The sequence below is a fragment of the Streptomyces sp. NPDC043870 genome, from assembly GCF_056435785.1.
The window spans coordinates 214,798-234,587 of sequence record NZ_JBWKDT010000002.1; the positions used below are offsets into that span (position 1 = coordinate 214,798).

The window sequence follows — 19,790 nt, forward strand, 5'->3', positions numbered from 1 at the left end:
GTCTGTTCGTACGCGGCTCGAACGCGGGTGGGGCCCGGCACCGTGAGGGTGCCGGGCCCTTCGCATGCCCTCACAGGCGGTGCGCCGCGCCCGCCGGGGAGGCGCCCCTGGTGTCCAGGAGGATCTGGGCCTTCACGGCGAGGCTCTGGAGGTCGTAGGTGCGGTGGTGCTGGAGCAGGATCGTCAGGTCCGCGTTGGCCACCGCCTCGTAGAGGGAGTCCGCGCGGGGGACCGGGCGGTCGCGTACGCGCCAGTCGGGGACGTACGGGTCGTGGTAGCTGACCGATGCACCGAGTTCCATCAGGCGCTGGGCGATCTCGGGCGCGGGGGAGCCTTCGAGGTCGGCGAGGTCCGGCTTGTACGTGATGCCGAGGAGCAGGACGCGGGCCGCGCGGGCGGATTTGCCGTGTTCGTTGAGCAGGGTGGCGGCGCGCTGGATCACGTACTGCGGCATGCGCTCGTTGATCTGGCCGGCGAGCTCGACGAGGCGCAGGGTGCGGTGGGTGCCGACCGTGTCGACGGGGACGCCGTGGCCGCCGACACCCGGGCCGGGGCGGAAGGCCTGGAAGCCGAACGGCTTGGTCTCGGCGCAGCGGATGACGTCCCAGAGGTCGATGCCGAGGTCGTGGCAGAGCACCGCCATCTCATTGACCAGGGCGATGTTGACGTGCCGGAAGTTCGTCTCCAGGAGCTTCACCGCCTCGGCCTCGCGCGGCCCGCGGGCGCGCACGACCTTGTCGGTGACGCGGCCGTAGAACGCGGCTGCCGATTCGGTGCAGGCAGGGGTGAGGCCGCCGATCACCTTGGGGGTGCCGGTGTAGCCATGGGTGCGGTTGCCCGGGTCGAGCCGGCTGGGGGAGTACGCCAGATGGAAGTCGCGTCCCGCGCGCAGGCCTGAGCCCTCTTCGAGGATGGAGCGGAGGTAGCTCTCCGTGGTGCCGGGCTCGGCGGCGGATTCGAGTACCACGGTGGTGCGCGGGCGCAGCCGTGCGGCCAGGGCGCGGGCGGCGTCGCCGACCGCGGTGAGGTCGAGCGTGCGGTTCGCGCCCGGGGGTGTGGGGGCGCAGATGACGGCGGTACGGACCCGGCCCAGCTCGGCCGGGTGGGTGGTGGGCCGGAAGCCCCCCGAGAGCATCCGGCGGATTTCGGAGGCGGTGAGCGAACCGTCCACGGGCGGCCGCCCCGCGGCGAGTTCGGCAACGGGGCGGGGGTCCGTGTCGTATCCGATGGTCTCGATGCCCGCGGCTACGGCGGCCTGGGCGAGTGGCAGTCCGAGGTGGCCGAGTCCGATGACGGCGAGATCTGCGGGCATGGCGGTGAGCCGTCCTTCCCAATAGCCGAGGGTGACGCAGTGTGCAAGTGCTGTGGACAGAACGAGCACGCGCAATGTCAGACTAGGAGTAAATATGACCGTTATGCGGCATTGCGAGGCTCTGGCCGCCCGAGTGTTGTCCACAGGCGGTGGCTGAAGTCGGGGAGTGCGGACAGAATCAAATTTGTGAGCCTGGCCAACGGGGGCGACGGGAGGCAGCAGTGAGGACAGCGACACTGGGACCCGCGCAGCGCACCGAGGCGCTCGCCGCGATGGCGGAGCGCGAGCTGGACGTGCTGGTGGTAGGTGCCGGAGTGGTCGGCGCCGGCACCGCACTGGATTCCGCGACACGCGGCCTGTCCACCGGCCTGGTCGAGGCCCGCGACTGGGCTTCGGGCACATCGAGCAGATCGAGCAAGCTCATCCACGGCGGTCTGCGCTATCTGGAGATGCTGGACTTCGCGCTCGTGCGGGAGGCGCTCAAGGAGCGCGGACTGCTGCTGGAGCGGCTGGCCCCGCATCTCGTCCGGCCCGTGCCCTTCCTCTACCCGTTGCAGCACAAGGGCTGGGAGCGGTTCTACGCCGGATCGGGCGTCGCGCTGTACGACGCGATGTCGGTGTCCTCGGGCCATGGACGCGGTCTGCCCGTCCACCGCCATCTCTCCCGGCGCAACGCACTGCGGGTCGCCCCCTGTCTCAAGAAGGACGCCCTGGTGGGCGCCTTGCAGTACTACGACGCCCAGATGGATGACGCCCGCTATGTGGCGACCCTGGTGCGTACGGCCGCGAGCTATGGCGCGCAAGTCGCCAGCCGGGCCAGGGTGGTCGGCTTTCTGCGCGAGGGGGAGCGGGTCGTCGGCGCCCGGGTGCAGGACGTGGAGGAAGGCGGGGAGTACGAGGTCCGGGCGAAGCAGGTCGTCAACGCCACGGGGGTGTGGACGGACGACACCCAGGCCCTGATCGGCGAGCGGGGCCAGTTCCATGTCCGGGCGTCCAAAGGCATCCATCTGGTCGTACCGAAAGACCGGATCCATTCGACCACCGGACTCATCCTGCGCACCGAGAAGTCCGTGCTGTTCGTCATCCCCTGGGGACGGCACTGGATCGTGGGCACCACCGACACCGACTGGGACCTCGACAAGGCCCATCCGGCCGCATCCAGCGCCGATATCGACTATCTGCTGGAGCACGTCAATTCGGTGCTGGCCGTGCCGCTCACCCGCGACGACGTCCAGGGGGTCTACGCGGGACTGCGCCCGCTGCTCGCCGGGGAGTCGGACGCGACCAGCAAGCTCAGTCGCGAACACACGGTCGCGCACCCGGTGCCCGGCCTGGTCGTCGTCGCCGGCGGGAAGTACACGACCTACCGGGTGATGGCGAAGGACGCCGTGGACGAGGCGGTGCACGGACTGGACCAGCGCGTCGCGGACTGCGTCACGGAGGACGTGCCGCTGATGGGAGCCGAGGGCTACCGGGCCCTGTGGAACGCACGGGCGAGGATCGCGGCGCGCACCGGCCTCCATGTCGTCCGGGTGGAGCATCTGCTCAACCGTTACGGATCCCTGGTCGAGGAGCTGTTGGAGCTGATCGCGGCCGACCCGAGGCTCGGCGAGCCGCTCGCCGCCGCAGACGACTATCTGCGGGCCGAGGTCGTGTACGCCGCCTCGCACGAAGGAGCGCGCCACCTCGACGACGTCCTCACGCGACGGACCCGCATCTCCATCGAGACCTTCGACCGGGGGACGCGCAGTGCACGGGAGTGCGCGGAGCTGATGGCCCCGGTGCTCGGCTGGGACAAGGAGCAGATCGAGAAGGAGGTGGAGCACTACGAGAAGCGGGTGGAGGCCGAGCGCGAGTCGCAGCGGCAGCCGGACGACCTGACGGCGGACGCGGCGCGGCTGGGGGCGCCGGACATCGTCCCGATCTAGGATCCACGGAATCCCTTCCTCCGGAGCCCTCCTGACGCACGGTGGACCCGGGAGACCGGCCGGTCCTGGAGTGAGAGAGAATGGGGGCTCTTCCAGGGCGGGTTACCGCATCGCGCGGATAGCGGCAGGCGCGGGCGAAGATCAGGGATCGCAGAGGGGACGCATGTCGGAGGCGGAGCAGTCGCGGGACACGACACGGAGCCCTCTGCGGGACGCGGACGGAAACGGCGGGCGCGTCCCGGCCGTGGGCCCGGTCGGGCGCGAGGACGGCAGTTCGGGCGTGAGCACGGGCAAGGACGCGAAGTCGGGGGCCGGACACGACGCGGCGGACGACGCGGGGCGGGGTGCCGGGAGCGGTGGTGCGAAGGGCACCGAGCCGGAGGCCCGGCGTGCCGGCGCCGAGCCGGACACCGGGACCGGCGAGGCCGGTGGCGCCAAGTCGGCCGCCGGGCAAGGTGAGGTGAAGAAGGACGCGCCGTCGGCTGCGGGCGACAGCGTGAAGTCCGGGCAGGCGGACGCCCGCCGTGCCGGTGCGAAGGAAGCGGAGCCGGGCGCGGTGAAGGAATCGGAGTCCGACGGGGCGGCGAAGGGTTCCGAGTCCGGCGGGCGGACGAAGGGTTCGGAGTCCGGCACGAAGGACGACGCGGAGCGGGGGGCCGGACGCGGCGACGCGAAGCGCGCCACGCCGGGCGCCCACTCCGGTGCGCAATCCGGGGCCGGGCGGCCCGAGGCCGCCAGGAGCGGCGCATCGCAGGAGCGCGGGCAGACGACCGCCGAGGGGCGGTTGCTGGCCGGGCGGTACCGGCTGGGAGGCGTCCTCGGACGCGGCGGCATGGGCACCGTATGGCGGGCCGTCGACGAGACGCTCGGCCGCACGGTCGCCGTGAAGGAACTGCGGTTCCCCAACAGCATCGACGAGGAAGAGAAGCGCCGCCTCATCACGCGCACGCTGCGCGAGGCCAAGGCGATCGCCCGGATCCGCAACAACGGCGCGGTGACGGTCTACGACGTGGTCGACGAGGACGACCGGCCGTGGATCGTCATGGAGCTCGTCGAGGGCAAGTCGCTCGCCGAAGCCGTGCGCGAGGACGGCATCCTGACGCCCCGCCGGGCGGCCGAGGTCGGCCTCGCCATTCTCGACGTACTGCGCTCCGCGCACCGCGAGGGCATCCTGCACCGCGATGTGAAGCCGTCCAACGTGCTCATCGCCGAGGACGGCCGGGTCGTGCTCACCGACTTCGGCATCGCGCAGGTCGAGGGCGACCCTTCCATCACCTCGACCGGCATGCTCGTCGGCGCTCCCTCGTACATCTCGCCGGAGCGCGCCCGCGGCCACAAGCCTGGCCCGGCCGCCGATCTCTGGTCGCTGGGCGGGCTGTTGTACGCGAGCGTGGAGGGCTGCCCGCCGTACGACAAGGGCTCCGCGATCGCCACCCTGACCGCCGTGATGACCGAGCCCCTCGACCCGCCGAAGAACGCGGGGCCGCTGGAGGAGGTCATCTACGGCCTGCTCGCCAAGGACCCGGCGCAGCGGCTCGACGACGCGGGTGCGCGGGCGCTGCTGCTCGACGTCCTTCACACGCCGGAGCAGCCGGCCGGGCCGGAGCCGTCGCCCGAGGCGACCCGGGTGGTCGCGCTGCCACCGCTCCCGCCCGAGCCCGCCGTTCCCGCCAAGGACCGCGCCAAGGACGCGGCCGACGCGGCTGCCGAGCGGGTCCGCGGCGCGCTCCGCTCCGTGCGGAACGCGGCGGCGAAGGCCGAGCCCAAGCCCGCCGCCACCAAGGCTGCGGCCCCCAAGCCGGAGCCCGGACCCGCGGTCACGCGGACGGCCCCCGTGCGGGCGCCGCTCACCGATGTGGTGCCCAAGCGGACGCTGGTCATCATCGCGGTCGTCGCCGTGCTCGCCGTCCTGTCCACCGTGCTCGTCTTCTCGCTGGGCGGGGGCGACGACAAGGGCGGTCAGGGCAAGCCCAAGAAGGGCACGACCGCCGGATCCACCGCGGGCGGTGACGCCAAGGGCAACGACGGGGCCAAGGACGGCGCCAAGGGCGGCGGCAGCGGTCAGAAGGACCAGGACCAGGGCGACGGCCCCACCGGGGGCAACGACGGGAAGGACGGCGGCGGGAGCAACGGCACGGGCGGCACCCAGCCGTCCGGCGGAAAGGGCACCGGCGCCGGCGCGGGCGGGATCCCCGCCGGGTACGTGATGGTCTCCAACGACCAGTTCCACTTCACCATGGCGATGCCGAAGGCCTTTCACCGCACGGGCACCGCGGGCCAGAACTCGGGTGCGATCTTCAGCGCCGACGGCGGCTTCCCGCGCGTCCAGGTGGACTTCACGAACAGTCCCGGGGACGACGCGAAGGCCGCATGGGCGGCCGCGCTCGGCGCCGTCAGGGCCAGCAGTGACGGCTACAAGCACCTCGGTATCAAGACCGTCGCCTACAAGGGCTACCCCACGGTCGCCGACTGGAGCTTCGAGCGTGACCAGAGCGGTCAGCGGGTACGAGTGCTCAACCGCGGCTTCAAAGTCGACGCCAAGCACGGCTACTCGATCATGATCAGCTGCAAGGCGAGCGTGTGGGACGGCGCGGAGTGCAGGACGCTGCGCAAGACGGCGTTCGACACGTTCGCCCCCAAGGACTGACCAGGCCACGTATCGTGAGAGACCGTGGACCGAACGCAGCCGCAACAGGCCGGTGAACGACCGGAATTGACGGTTTCGTGCGGTCCTCGGGACCGGGGGACAGGCGGCGAATGAGCCGAAGGAGCGCGTCGACAGGGACCGGCGCGCTCCGGAGGTGAACCGAGCCGGGAAACAGCGCTGTGGGGAGGCGTCGTGGACGACTATGCGGGACGGGTGCTCGCCGACCGCTATCGCCTGCCGCTGCCGCCCTCCGACGAGTACGAACTGGTCGAGACCCGCGCCTTCGACACCTACAGCGGCCAGGAAGTCCTCGTCCGTCAGCTGCCGTTGCCGGAGGTCGTGCAAGCCGAAGTGCTCGACGCGGACGGCGCGAACGGCTCGGACGGCGCGGGGGGAATCCCCGCATCCCGCCGGGCGTCGGGGCGTACCACCCGGCGGCCCACGGATCCGGCGGTGCGGCGGGCCGTCGAGGCCGCCCAGGCCGCCGCGCAGATTCCCGACCACCCCCGCCTCGACCAGGTCTTCGACGTGTTCGCGGAGGGCGGTTCGCTCTGGATAGTGAGTGAACTCGTCGCGGCGCGTCCGCTGGCGGCGCTGCTCGCGGAGAAACCGCTGAATCCCTACCGGGCGGCGGAGATCGGCTCGGACGTGCTCACGGCCCTCCGCGCCCTCCACGCACACGGCTGGACCCACCGCAACATCACCGTCCGTACGGTCCTCGTCTGCGACGACGGCCGGGTCGTGCTGACGGGCCTCGCGGCGGGCGCGGCGGAGGAGGCCCTGTGCGGATACGCGCCGGTGCCGGAGCCCGTGGAAGAAGCGGAGACCGTTGAGGACGCGGAGCTCGTGGAGGACGCGGAGCTCGTCGACGACTCCCCGGACCCGGCCGGTCCCGTGCACACGGCGGAGCCGTACCTGCCGCCGCAGAAGTACGGCGGGACGGCCGTGGGCGGGGCGCCCGTACCCGGCCCCCCGCCGGACGGCGGCCGGGCGGAGGGCCCGTACACCGCTCCGGCCTACGGGTACGGATTCGGTGAGACCGCCGGAGACTCGCGGGCCGCACGCGCCGGCGCCATCGCCGCCTACCGGGCGGGGGCCCGCGCCGCGGCCCGCGTCAGCGAGGACCGCCGCCAGGGCGACGACCGCCGCCAGGACGAGAACCGACAGGCCGGGCCCGGAGGCCTCGTGCGCCGGTCGCAGGACGAAGCCGCGCGACAGGAGGAAGCCCGGCGACAGGACGAAGCACGCCGCCGGACCTGGATGCAGCCCCCGGTCGAGGGCCGCTCCCCGGCCGGGAGTCATGGCCAGGGCGGTGCGGAAGAACTCCACGGCGACGACGACCGCCACCCGGGGCTTCTGCCGCCCTCGGGGCGTGTCCCCGACGGTGTCGAGCGGCTGCACCACCCCGGTGTGTGGGACGAGCCGGACGGCGGCCGCGGCGCCGCCCTGCCCGCGCCACGTCCCGGCGGCGCCCTTCCCGCCCCCCGCGCCGGACTGCCCGCGCCGCAGTGGTGGTCCCGGCCCGCGGACGACGAGGCGTACGACAGCGACGACGGGTACGACGCCGAGGACGCCGACGAAGCCGACGAAGCCGACGACACCTACGGGACCCGGTCCCGCAGCCCGTACGGTGATCCGCCCGGCGGCCCCCGCCGTGCGGAGCTGGCAGGCACCTGGCACGACGGACCCCGGCCGGGCACGGACGGCCCCGCACCGCTCCCTGCGGGAGGCGGCCCGTCTCCGTACGGGAGCACCACCCGCGACGCCCTGCGCGCCGATGCGCAGCGGCAGAGCCCCGCGTCCGTCCGCGCCGAGCCCGTACCCGCCACCGGCAGATGGGACGAGGTGGTCGCCGGCGGGCCCGTCCCCGCCTACCGCGGCCCCGCCACCCCGCTCGCCGCCGAGCGGGCGCGCCAGGCCCGCATCGCCGTCGTCGGGGCGGTCACCGAGCGCTGGGCGCCCGAGCAGGCGGGACCGGTGCACGAGAACTGGCAGCTGGCTCCGCCCATCGGCCCGGCCACCGATCTGTGGGCGCTCGGCGCGCTGCTCTACCGCGCGGTGCAGGGCCACGCCCCGTACCCCGAGGAGAGCGCGGCCGAGCTGGTGCAGCTCGTCTGCGCCGAACCGCCCGCGTTCGCCGAGGAGTGCGGGCCGCTGCGCCCGGTCGTCGAGTCGCTGCTGCGACAGGACCCCACCGAGCGCCCCGACTTCGAGGAGCTGCGCGGCTGGCTGCGCTCGCTCGTCCGGTCCGCGCCGGAGCCCGACGTGGGCACCGAGGTCGTGCCCCTGCCGTCGGTCGACGGCACCCGGCTGCCCGTCGTGCGCCGCCGTGGCGAGCTCGTCCGCAGGCGCCGGGCCGGTTCGCCCGACACCACGCACGGCCGCCACCGCCACAAGAAGGTGAAGGAGCGACGGGAACGACGCCCGCGCGGCCCGAAGTCGCTCGGCCGCCTCCTCCTGGTCCTGATTCTGCTCGCGCTGGCCGCGGCGGTCGCGTACGCCGTGCTGTTCATGCCGAAGACCGGCCAGCAGCAGTCGTCGTCCTCCCCGGCCGGCACGGCATCGAGCGCGCCCGGGGGCGGCCGGTCACCGGACACCGGCGGCTCGTCGCAGGACGTCCAGCAGCCCTCCCGGACCCCGGACGGACAGCAGCCGCAGACCTCGGCGCCCGCCGTGGACCTCGCCGAAGGGTACGTCCTGCGCGTCGACCCGGAAGGCTTCCGGATCGGTGTCGACAAGACCTGGCAGCGCAGACCCATCAACGACAGCGGCCAGGTCCGTTACGTCGGCGGCGACTTCACGCTGATCGTCGTCCCCGGCCGTGACTCCGTCCGGGCCAACGGCGCGGACCCGATGGCGTATCAGCGCAACAAGGAGCGCGAGCTGCAGCCGTTCCGCGATTCCTCGTGGTCCACGGCGTCCGGTCTGCGCCGCATCGACGTGGGCAAGCAGGCCATGGCGGAAGGCCAGTTCACCTGGCAGGACAGCACCGGTCGTGAGGTGTACGTCCGCAACCTCGCGCTCATCGTCGGCGACAGCTATCACGTGCTGCAGGTGATCGGGCCCGAGGGTCAGCGCGACAAGGTCACCGAGATCTACGAGCAGGCCACGGCCGCGTACCGGGCGAACGGTTGACCGGTCCCGCCCGCCGTCGAGAGCGACCGCGCCGCGCAACTATCGGATCACGGTGCGAGTTACTGAGCGGCCCCTGGTTCCCCGCACGTACTTCCTCTCCGTAACCTGTCTTTCCAAGGAACGGGGCGGGGACACGTGGAACACACACAGAGCGTGAGCAAAGGCTCGGGCACGAACGCAGGACTGCTGCTGGCCGGCCGGTACCGGCTGACCGAGAGCATCGGCCGCGGCGGCATGGGCAAGGTCTGGCGCGCCCAGGACGAACTCCTGCACAGAACGGTCGCGGTCAAGGAGCTCACCGCCGGTCTGTACGTGTCCGAGGCCGACCGGACGGTGCTGCACGCCCGCACCCAGAAGGAGGCCCGCGCCGCCGCCCGGATCTCCCACCCCAACGTTGTCACCGTCCATGACGTCCTGGAACACGACGACCGTCCGTGGATCGTGATGCAGTACGTCGACGGGCCGTCACTCGCCGACGCGGCCAAGGAGTCCGGCCGGATCCAGCCGGCCGAGGCCGCTCGTATCGGCCTGCACGTCCTGGGCGCACTGCGCGCCGCGCACGCCGCCGGAGTGCTGCACCGCGACGTCAAGCCCGGCAATGTGCTGCTCGCCTCCGACGGCCGCGTGCTGCTCACCGACTTCGGCATCGCCGCCATCGAGGGCGACTCGACCATCACCAGGACCGGTGAACTGGTCGGCTCCATCGACTATCTGGCCCCCGAGCGGGTGCGCGGCGGGGACCCCGGCCCCGCCTCGGACCTGTGGTCCCTGGGCGCCACGCTCTACACCGCGGTCGAGGGGAGCTCACCGTTCCGCCGTACGTCACCGCTGTCCACGATGCAGGCGGTGGTCACCGAGGAGCCGCCGCCCACCCAGCACGCGGGACCGCTCGGCCCGGTCATCACCGCACTGCTGCGCAAGGAGCCCGAGCAGCGCCCGCCGACTGCCGAGGCCGAGCGGATGCTGCTGGAGGTGATGGAGGGACGCAGCCCGAAGTCGGCGCACGAGTACGTACCGACGCAGTCGGTGGAGCCCGAGGACCGGCGGGCGGCTACCGCGTCGCTCCCTGAGCCGCAAACCGCCCCCACCCCGACGGCGCGGAAACGATCCGGCCGCTGGCGCAGGGCACTGCTCGTCGTCGTGCTCGCCGCGGTCGTCGGCAGTGGGGCCGGATATCTCGCGATGCGTTACGGGGACGGGGACGGTGGCACCCCATCCGGCCGGAGCAGCACGCCAGGGGCCACCACGTCGTCGTCCCCAAAACCCGCCAAGACCGGTTCCGTACCCGCCGGCTGGCATCGGGTGACCGACCCCAAGGGCTTCAGCCTGCTCGTACCGGACGGCTGGACCCGGCAGCTGGACGGCAACCAGATCGACTACACGCCCGACAGCGGCCGCCACCGCATCCGCATCAGCATCGACCCGTCGCCGGACTTCGAGAATCCATACATGCACCTGCTCGATCTGGAGAAGATCGTCGACAAGCGCGCGGACTACCAGAAGGTGATCCTCCACCCCAACACCTACCGCGACCAGACGAATTCGGCGATCTGGGAGTTCACCTGGACCGAGATCAAGGACCATCCGGGCAAGCGCCGCGCGATCGACCAGGTCTACTACGAGGAGGACGGGACCGAGTACGCGCTCTTCATGGCCGGCCCCGCGGAGGACTGGCCCACGATGCGGCAGCAGTTCGACACCATGGTGCAGAGCTGGCGGCCTCCGACCCCGTGACCCGTGAGCCCGTGACCCCGTGACCCCGTGACTCTGTCACGGCTCTGCATCGCTCAACCCCGTAAGTGGCAACGTCAAACGCTCTTCGCCAGGATGTGAACATGACGAACGACGGGGGACGGGCGAACGAGCCCACCAGCTACGCAATCCGGCCGCCTCAGACGCCCACGCCCGCCGGACCGCAGGTACCGCCGCAGGGCCCCACCCCGGTACCGACGCAGGTCGCCCCGGTACCGACGCGGGTCACCGCCGCACCGGCGCCCGCCGCCGACCCCGGCAGGGGACGGCTCATCGGCGGCCGTTACCGCCTGGTCTCCCGTCTCGGCCACGGCGGTATGGGCACGGTCTGGCGGGCGCACGACGAGGTCGTGGACCGGGACGTGGCGGTCAAGGAACCGCGCGTACCGGAGCATCTGGGCGACCGTGAGCGCGAGAACGTGTATCTGCGCATGCAGCGGGAAGCCCGCGCCGCGGCCCGTATCGACCATCCGTCCGTCGTCACCATGCACGACGTCGTGATGGAGGACGGCAAGCCGTGGATCGTGATGGAGCTGGTGCGCGGCCAGTCCCTCGGCGACCGGCTGCAGGAGGGCACGCTCGACGTACGGGAGGCGGCCAGGATCGGACTCGCGGTCCTCGGCGCGCTGTCGGCGGCGCACGAGGCGGGCGTCCTCCATCGCGATGTGAAGCCCGACAACGTGCTGCTGGGCCGCGGCGACCGGGTCGTGCTCACCGACTTCGGTATCGCGCAGGTCGAGGGCGAGCAGGGGCTGACCGAGACCGGCGCGTTCGTCGGCTCGCCCGAGTACATCGCGCCCGAGCGGGTGCTGGGCCAGCGGCCGGGACCGGAGTCGGACCTGTGGTCGCTGGGTGTGGTGCTGTACGCGGCGGTCGAGGGCGTGTCCCCGTACCGGCGTTCGCACACGCCCGCCACGCTCCAGGCCGTGCTCTCGGCGGAGCCGCAGGTACCGGCGCGCGGATCCGGGGCGTTCGGCACGCTGGTGATGCAGCTGCTGCGCAAGGACCCGGCGGCCCGGCCGGACGCCGCCGAGATCCGCGCGACGCTGGAGTCGGTGGCGCGTCCGCCGCAGCCGTCGGCCGACCCGACCCGCGTCCACGGCGCCGTGGCCGCCCAGGGCACGGGTTCCCGCTGGGTGCCGCCGGTGCTGCACCGCAACCGTCCGGCGCAGTTCGGACTCCTCGGCGGAGTGCTCGCGGTGGCGCTCGCCCTCGCCCTGGTGATCGTCGATCCGTTCGGCGGCGACGAACTCCCGGCGGGGTGGAAGGTCCGTCCGGAGAGCGAGATCCTGGCCGCGGACGTCGCCGTACCGGAGGAGTACGAGCGTTCCGAGTTCGACGGCGGCTTCGCCGTCGACTACCGCGACCCGAGTGGTGTCTTCGCGATCTATCTGGAGCGGATGCAGATCTCGAAGGACAACGCGGACGAGGTCCTCGAACCGAAGAAGGAGGTGTGGGACGACTGGTACTCGAAGGGCGGCAAGAACGGTACGGAGATCAAGGACGCCGACGTCGAGACCAAGGACGTCACCCACCAGGAGAAGAAGGCCTTCGAGACGACCGTCGACTTCATCACCTACGGGGACACCAACGAGGACCCCATCCGCTACCGCTGGCACGAGCTGGTCGTGCCGGGCAAGGACAAGGTGCACTGGCGGCTGCGGGTGCAGATGCCGGCGGAGGGCGCGGCGCGACAGGACGGCGAGGAGATCTTCGCGAACGTCGTGAAGCATCTCAAGATCCAGGGTCTGTGACCCGTTGGCCGGATCGGGGGAGCGGTGGGGGACGCGACGGAGTCCGGGCGGCTCATCGGCGGGCGCTACCGGCTGACCGGACGGCTCGGCTCCGGCGGCATGGCCACGGTGTGGCAGGCCCGCGACGAAGTCGTCGGCCGCGACTGCGCGGTGAAGGAGCCGCGGCTGCCCGGCGACCGGGACGACCCGTCCCGGCAGCGGCTGTACGAGCGGCTCCGCCGTGAGGCGCGGGCCGCCGCGACGGTCGAGCACCCGGCGGCGGTCGTCGTCCACGACGTGGTCGTCGAGGACGGAATCCCGTACATCGTCATGGAGTTGATCCGCGGCGAATCGTTGCACGAGCGGCTGCGGCGCGGGGCGCTCCCGGCGCCCGAGACCGCCCGGATCGGGCTGGCGGTCGCGGGCGCGCTGGGCGCGGCGCACGCGAAAGGCATCGTGCACCGCGATGTGAAGCCCGCGAACGTGCTGCTCGGCGCGCACGAGCGGGTCGTCCTCACCGACTTCGGGATCGCCCGCATCCAGGGCGAGGAATCGCTCACCGTCAGCGGGGAGTTCGTCGGCTCGCTCGAGTTCATCGCCCCGGAGCGGATGTCGGGCGCGCCGGCCGCTCCGGTGTCGGACCTGTGGTCGCTGGGGGTCCTGCTGTACGCGGCGGTGGAGGGCTGGTCGCCGTTCCGCCGTACGACCCTGGAGTCCACCCTCGCCGCGATCCTCTCGACCGATCCCCCCGAGCCGGTGCAGGCCGGGCCGCTGCGCCCACTGATCGTCCGCCTGCTGGCGAAGGACCCGTCCCTGCGGCCGGGAGCGGAGGAGGTCATGGCGGAGCTCACCTCCGTGGCCACGGCCCGGGCCGACCCGGCCACGGCCGCGCTCCGCATCCCGCGCCACGACCCGGTGGCCTCCGCCGGGCGCGTCCCGTCCCGACCGGGCCCGGACGGGGACAGCGGCCCCGCGGAGCCCGCCGGGCCGTCTGTGCCCGCAGGGCCGGGCGCCGCCGGGTCCGGAGCAGATGCCGCACACGGTCCTGGCCGTTCCGGCTCCGCGGGCGGGCCGGACGGCGCGTCGGGGCGTGCGGACGCGGACGCGCCCGGGCGCGGTGACGCGCGTCGCCGACGCGCCCGGCTCCGCGCCGCGGTCGCAGGCGCCGGGATGCTCGCCGTCGTCGGTGGCGTGGCCGCATGGTTCGTGGCGGACAAGACGGATGAGGCTGATGAGGGGGGACACGACCGGACGCGGCCCCCGGCGTCCGCGTCCGCCCCCGCGCGCAGCGGCACGTCCGGGGCGATGCCCACCCCCGACGCCTGGCGCTGGCGCCCCTATCCGGAGTCGCGGCTCGACGCGGAGATCTCGGTGCCCGCCTCGTACCGGCGCGAGCCCGTCACCTCGGAGGCGGAGCTCGCGCAGGACAAAGCGATCACCTTCGAGGAGCGCGGCAACCCCTCCTGGATCGAGCTGAAACGCGCGGACGCCGAGACCGGCACCCCCGTCGCGTGGGCCGGACGCGAGCTGACGTGGCTGAAGGACGGCGGTGCGCGCGGCGGCAGCTTCACCGCGGCCAACGCGAAGGGCACCGTCGTGCCCACCAACCTCGACGGCATGGACGCCGCTCTCCTCGATGTCACGTACGACGCCCAGGAGGGCGACACGGGCCGCACGGTCCGGCGCATGGCCCTCTACGTCCTCACCGACCAGGACGAGCGGTTCACCGTCCTCGTCGAGATGCCCAAGGGCGGCAAGGAAGAGGCCGAAGGCATCGACCTCTTCAAGGGCGTACGGGAGCGCCTCAAACTCGGAAAAGTGGCGACGGGAACGTCGGATACGGCCACAAGCCCCTGATCAGGGCTTATCTGCCAGTGATCGCTGGCGCGATGTGGGGACCTGGCGAAAAGCTGTTACCGACGGGTACCCAAAGTCTTGATTGCGTCATACTCTCGCCCCCATGACGGACTCGCAGGCCCCCGCCGCCCAGCACACCGGCCCCCTCGGCACCAACCCCACCGCCGCCGCCCCGGCAGGCGCGCGCACCGCCGCCGATGTGGTCACGCCCGAGGTGGTCGCCCAGCTCACCCGTGGAGTCATCGGCTCCGGCCGTACCGCCAACCACTCCCCCTTCACCGCGGAGAAGCTGGCCGACCTGCCCGAGTCCACCCCCGAGGACGTCGCGGAAGCCTTCGCCCGCGCCCGCGCCGCCCAGCCCGCCTGGGCCGCCACCTCCCCCCGCGCCCGCGCCGCCGTACTGCTCCGCTTCCACGACCTGATCCTGGAGCGCCAGGCCGAAGTCCTCGACCTGATCCAGCTGGAGACCGGCAAGGCCCGCCTCCACGCCCACGAAGAGGTCCTGGCCGTCGCCGTCGCCTCCCGCCACTACGGCCGCAAGGCCCCGGCCTACCTCAGTCCCAAGCGGCACACCGGCGTCGTCCCCGTCCTCACCAGGACCACCGAACTGCGCCAGCCGCGCGGCGTCGTCGGCCAGATCGCCCCCTGGAACTACCCCCTGGAGCTGTCCGTCGGCGATGCGCTGCCCGCCTTCGTCTCCGGCAACGCCGTCGTCATGAAGCCCGACACCGAGACCGCGCTGACCGCACTCTGGGCCCGTGACCTGCTCATCGAGGCCGGGCTCCCGGCCGGCGTGTTCCAGGTCGTCCTCGGTGAGGGCCCGGTCGTCGGCCCCGAGGTCGTCAAGCACGCCGACTACGTCTCGTTCACCGGCTCCACCCGCACCGGCCGCGAGGTCGCCCAGGGCGCCGCCGCCCGTCTCATCGGCGTCTCCCTCGAACTCGGCGGCAAGAACGCCATGCTGGTGCTCCACGACGCCGACATCGACAAGGCGGCGGCCGGTGCCGTCCGCGCCTGCTTCTCCTCCGCCGGCCAGCTCTGCATCTCCATCGAGCGGCTCTACGTCCACGAGTCCGTCGCCGACGCGTTCGTGGAGCGTTTCGCGGCCCGTACGAAGGCGATGCGCCTCGGCAACTCCCTCGCGTACGGTGCCGACATGGGCTCCCTCGTCGGCGAGCGCCAGCTGGAGACCGTCAAGCGCCATGTCGAGGAGGCCGTGGCCAAGGGGGCGACCCTGGTCGCGGGCGGAGTACACCGCTCCGACATCGGCCCGTACTTCTACGAGCCGACCATCCTCGACGGCGTCGAGGCGCCGATGGCCGTCTGTTCCGAGGAGACCTTCGGCCCGGTCGTCTCCATCTACCGCTTCAAGGACGAGGACGACGTCATCGAGCAGGCCAACGCCACCCCGTACGGCCTCAACTCCAGCGTCTGGACCAAGGACGGCAGGCGCGGCCGCGCCGTCGCCGCCCGCCTGCGCACCGGCACCGTCAACATCAACGAGGGGTACGCGCCAGCGTACGGCAGTGTGCAGTCTCCGATGGGCGGCATGAAGGACTCCGGTCTGAGCCGACGGCACGGCTCCGAGGGCATCCTCAAGTACACCGAGGCCCAGACCGTCGCCCAGCAGCGGCTGATCCCGCTCGCCCCGTCCTTCGGCATGGACGACGAGAAGTACGCGGCCTTCATGAGCATGTCGCTGAAGGCGATGAAGGCCCTGCGCCTGCGCTAGGGGGTGTCTTGTGGATCTTGCCGGGCTCGCGTGCCCTGGCACGCACGCTCGCGGCGTTGTCGTCGGTCGGCATGGCTCCGCCATGACTCCCTCCTCCGCCTTGCGAATCGCACGCACCAGACCCCGCTCGCTGATCCAGCCTGATCCACAAGACACCCCCAGCAAAACCCGGTACCCGCACGTTTTTTGACGAGGAGAGCCATGCCCGAGGACTTCCCTGCCCAAAAACAGGGCGAGAGTGACGCGGAATCCGCCTACGACTACGACGTCATCGTCGTCGGATCGGGCTTCGGCGGCTCGGTCTCGGCCCTGCGTCTCACCGAGAAGGGCTACCGCGTAGGCGTCCTGGAGGCGGGCCGCCGCTTCACCCGCGAGACGCTGCCCAAGAACTCCTGGGACCTGCGCAACTACCTCTGGGCCCCGGCCCTCGGCCTCTTCGGCATCCAGCGCATCCATCTGCTCGGCAACGTGATGGTGTTGGCGGGCGCGGGCGTCGGCGGCGGGTCACTGAACTACGCCAACACGCTCTACGTACCGCCCGCGCCGTTCTTCAACGACCCGCAGTGGAAGGACATCACGGACTGGGAGGGGGAGCTGAAGCCGTACTACGACCAGGCGCGGCGCATGCTCGGGGTCCGCCTCAACCCGACCATGACCCCGTCCGACGTCCACCTGAAGGCGACCGCCCAGGCGATGGGCGTCGGCGAAACCTTCCACATGGCTCCGGTGGGTGTCTTCTTCGGAGACGGGCAGGACGCCGTCGGCGAGGACGGGGCCGGCGAGGACGGGGCCGGCAAGGCGAAGGTCAAGCCGGGCGCGGAGGTCCCCGACCCGTACTTCGGCGGGGCCGGTCCGTCCCGCCGCGCCTGCACCGAGTGCGGCGAATGCATGACGGGCTGCCGCCACGGCGCGAAGAACACCCTCAACGAGAACTACCTCTACCTCGCCGAGAAGGCGGGCGCGGTCATCCACCCGATGACGTCCGTCGTCGCCGTCACCGAGGACTCGCGCGGCGGCTTCGCCGTCAAGACGCTCCCCAGCGACAACAAGCGCAAGGGCAAGGGGCGTACGTTCACGGCCCAGCGCGTCATCATCGCCGCCGGTACGTACGGCACCCAGACCCTCCTCCACCGGATGAAGGACACCGGGCTGCTGCCGCGCATCTCCGGACGCCTGGGCGAGCTGACCCGCACCAACTCCGAGGCGATCGTGGGCGCGCAGACCGACAACCGCCGCTACCGCAAGCGGCACGGCGAGGAGAAGGTCGACTTCACGCGCGGCGTCGCGATCACGTCGTCGATCCACCCCGACGCCAACACCCACATCGAGCCGGTCCGCTACGGCAAGGGCTCCAACGCCATGGGCGGCATGACCGTCCTCCAGGTGCCCTACAGCGCGACGCACCGGGTCGCGGCCTGGGCCGGCAACATGATCAAGCACCCCTTGCTCGCCGTCCGTGCACTGTCCAACCGCCGCTGGTCGGAGCGGACCATCATCGGCCTGGTCATGCAGTCCCTGGACAACTCGCTGACGACGTACCGCAAGCCCAAGGGCCTCGGCAAGGGGCTGCTCACCGCCCGCCAGGGCCACGGCGCCCCCAACCCCAAGCAGATTCCCGAGGCCACCCGTGCCGCCTCGATCCTGGCCGAGGAGATCAACGGCTTCGCCGGCTCCAACGTCGGTGAACTGATGGGCACCCCGCTCACCGCCCACTTCCTGGGCGGCTGCCCGATCGGCGCCTCCGCGGAGTCGGGCGTCCTCGACCCGTACCACCGCCTCTACGGCCACCCGGGCATCTCGGTCGTCGACGGAGCGGCGGTCTCCGCGAACCTCGGCGTGAACCCGTCCCTCACGATCACGGCCCAGGCCGAGCGGGCGATGTCCTTCTGGCCCAACAAGGGCGACACGGACCCCCGCCCGGAGCAGGGCGGCTCGTACGAACGCCTCTCCCCGGTCGCCCCGAAGTCCCCGGCGGTCCCGGCGGACGCGTTCGGCGCGCTGAACCTGCCGTTCCTGGGGATCCCGGCGGTCCCGCCGAAGAAGTAGTTCCAGGCAACAGAAGAGCGCTGCACCCCCCTCCGAGTGCAGCGCTCTTCCTGCTTTTGTGCGGTGTGTTACGCGGTGGCGTCGCTCTTGCGGCGCTTCATCGCGAAGACGACACCGGCACCGGCGACGATGGCGATGCCACCGGCGATCCCGATGGTCGGGAGCATCGAGGAGGAACCGGTCTCGGCGAGGTTGCCGGTGACGGGGATCTCCTCGGCGCCGCCCTGCGGCTTGACATCCTTCGGCTTGTCACCGTTCGGCTTGGCCTCGTCGACGTCGCCCGGCTCGCTGCCCGACTTCAGGACGTCGAACTCGTAGAACTCGCCGTTCTCGTAGCAGGTCTCGTCCTTGTCGTAACCACCGACAGCGAGGGCGAGGCTCTTGCCGGCCGGGGCGGCCTTGTCGATGCGCAGACGCATCTTGATCGAGCGCTTCTCGTCCTTCTTCAGGTCGATGACGTCGAAGAAGAGACCGTTGTTGGCGCCCGAGAGGTTACCGCCGCTGGTCCACTTGCCGTCGGTGCCCTTGTACTCGAAGTGCGCGTACTTCTCGATCAGCTGGTTCTCGTCACTGATCAGCTCGTCCTCGTAGGAGGCGAAGGTGAAGAGGTAGAAGTCCTTGATCTCGGACTTGCTGTTGTTCTTGACGTCGAGGCTGAAGGTCTTCCACTCCCCGCCCGCGACGATCTTGTTCGGGAAGCCGGAGAGCTTGACGTCGACCTGAGCGATCTCGCACTCGCCCTCGTCGGCGTCCTCGTCGTCCTCGCCCGGCTCCTCCTCGTCGCCGCCGGTGGTGGCACCCGTGGTGCCGTTTGCGCCGGTGGTGCCCGTGGTGCCGGTCGTGGCGTCGCCGCCCGTGGTGGCCTCGCCGCCGGTGGTGCCGGTGGTGGCCTCGCCGCCCGTGGTGCCCGTGGTGCCGGTCGTGGCGTCGCCGCCCGTGGTGGCCTCGCCGCCGGTGGTGCCGGTGGTCGCGTCGCCGCCCGTGGTGCCGTCGGTGGAGCCCGTCGTGCCGGTGGTGGCGTCGCCGCCGGTGGTGCCGTCGGTGGAGCCCGTCGTGCCGGTGGTCGCGTCGCCACCGGTGGTGCCGTCGGTCGAGCCGGTGGTGCCGGCGGAGGTCGTGCTCGTGGAGCCGTTGGTGTCGTCCGCGAACGCGGACGGCGCCGCCAGGAAGGCGGCAGGGGCTATGACAGCGGTCGCTGCGGCGACAGCCATAGCGCGGCGAAGCTTCATGAAGACCTCAGGGAAGTCCGGCGTACCGCGTCGTGCGGTACGGAGTCTGGGGGCCATTCCCGGCTGTGGGGTCACGGGTGTGGCTGTTGGTTCCGCATGCATGACCTGTGACCAGGGGGATTGGTTGTACGGCGCCTCACAGAATCTTTATGTGTCGTGCGCCACATCCGTCGGAGGCAAGGCGAAGCCGCAACAGGGAGGCGAAGGCGCAACAGGAAGGGCCCCGCGGAAGTGTTTCCGCGGGGCCCTTGGCTGTCAGCACCGACGTCAGGGCTGCGCCGGTGCCGAGCGCGGCGCCGGGGGGGGGGGGGGGGGGGGGGGGGGACGGGGGGGGGGGGGGGGGGCCCCCCCCTCCGCCCCGGCGGGCAAAAGGGGGAAAGGAGTGGTGTGGACCAACGGGACTGGGGGAGTGCGGTGGT

10 protein-coding genes are annotated in these 19,790 nt (G+C 71.9%); 8 read left to right on the top strand and 2 right to left on the bottom strand.

Features of this window, described 5'->3' with window-relative positions:
• Positions 1 to 70: 70 nt before the first annotated feature.
• The gene (locus AC0699_RS03470) at positions 71 to 1,312 is read right to left on the bottom strand and encodes a nucleotide sugar dehydrogenase (RefSeq protein ID WP_478655050.1); all 1,242 of its coding nucleotides are present in this window, start codon (positions 1,310 to 1,312) and stop codon (positions 71 to 73) included.
• Between the two features lie 221 nt (positions 1,313 to 1,533).
• Here AC0699_RS03470 and AC0699_RS03475 point away from each other — a divergent pair, with 221 nt between their 5' ends.
• The 8 genes from AC0699_RS03475 (at position 1,534) to AC0699_RS03510 (ending at position 18,142) form a co-directional block, all read left to right on the top strand.
• Positions 1,534 to 3,240 carry a glycerol-3-phosphate dehydrogenase/oxidase gene (locus AC0699_RS03475; protein ID WP_469771335.1) on the top strand — a complete coding sequence of 569 codons (1,707 nt, stop codon included), beginning with the start codon at positions 1,534 to 1,536 and terminating at the stop codon, positions 3,238 to 3,240.
• A gap of 163 nt (positions 3,241 to 3,403) precedes the next feature.
• Positions 3,404 to 5,887 carry a serine/threonine-protein kinase gene (locus AC0699_RS03480; RefSeq protein ID WP_478655053.1) on the top strand — a complete coding sequence of 828 codons (2,484 nt, stop codon included), beginning with the start codon at positions 3,404 to 3,406 and terminating at the stop codon, positions 5,885 to 5,887.
• Between the two features lie 192 nt (positions 5,888 to 6,079).
• Positions 6,080 to 9,022, top strand: coding sequence for a protein kinase (locus AC0699_RS03485; protein ID WP_478655056.1), 2,943 nt, complete (start codon positions 6,080 to 6,082; stop codon positions 9,020 to 9,022).
• Positions 9,023 to 9,175: 153 nt separating this feature from the next.
• Complete coding sequence (locus tag AC0699_RS03490) at positions 9,176 to 10,756, top strand: serine/threonine-protein kinase (protein WP_478655059.1); 1,581 nt, start codon at positions 9,176 to 9,178, stop codon at positions 10,754 to 10,756.
• 101 nt (positions 10,757 to 10,857) lie between these two features.
• Positions 10,858 to 12,528 (top strand): serine/threonine-protein kinase, encoded by a 1,671-nt coding sequence (locus AC0699_RS03495; RefSeq protein WP_478655062.1) that lies wholly within the window; start codon positions 10,858 to 10,860, stop codon positions 12,526 to 12,528.
• A gap of 99 nt (positions 12,529 to 12,627) precedes the next feature.
• Complete coding sequence (locus tag AC0699_RS03500; RefSeq protein WP_478655491.1) at positions 12,628 to 14,364, top strand: serine/threonine-protein kinase; 1,737 nt, start codon at positions 12,628 to 12,630, stop codon at positions 14,362 to 14,364.
• Between the two features lie 103 nt (positions 14,365 to 14,467).
• Complete coding sequence (locus AC0699_RS03505; RefSeq protein WP_478655065.1) at positions 14,468 to 16,096, top strand: succinic semialdehyde dehydrogenase; 1,629 nt, start codon at positions 14,468 to 14,470, stop codon at positions 16,094 to 16,096.
• 201 nt (positions 16,097 to 16,297) lie between these two features.
• Positions 16,298 to 18,142 (top strand): GMC oxidoreductase, encoded by a 1,845-nt coding sequence (locus tag AC0699_RS03510; protein WP_478655068.1) that lies wholly within the window; start codon positions 16,298 to 16,300, stop codon positions 18,140 to 18,142.
• Between the two features lie 68 nt (positions 18,143 to 18,210).
• Here AC0699_RS03510 and AC0699_RS03515 read toward each other — a convergent pair whose 3' ends face one another.
• Positions 18,211 to 19,353 carry an LAETG motif-containing sortase-dependent surface protein gene (locus AC0699_RS03515; RefSeq protein ID WP_478655071.1) on the bottom strand — a complete coding sequence of 381 codons (1,143 nt, stop codon included), beginning with the start codon at positions 19,351 to 19,353 and terminating at the stop codon, positions 18,211 to 18,213.
• Between the last annotated feature and the right edge of the window lie 437 nt (positions 19,354 to 19,790).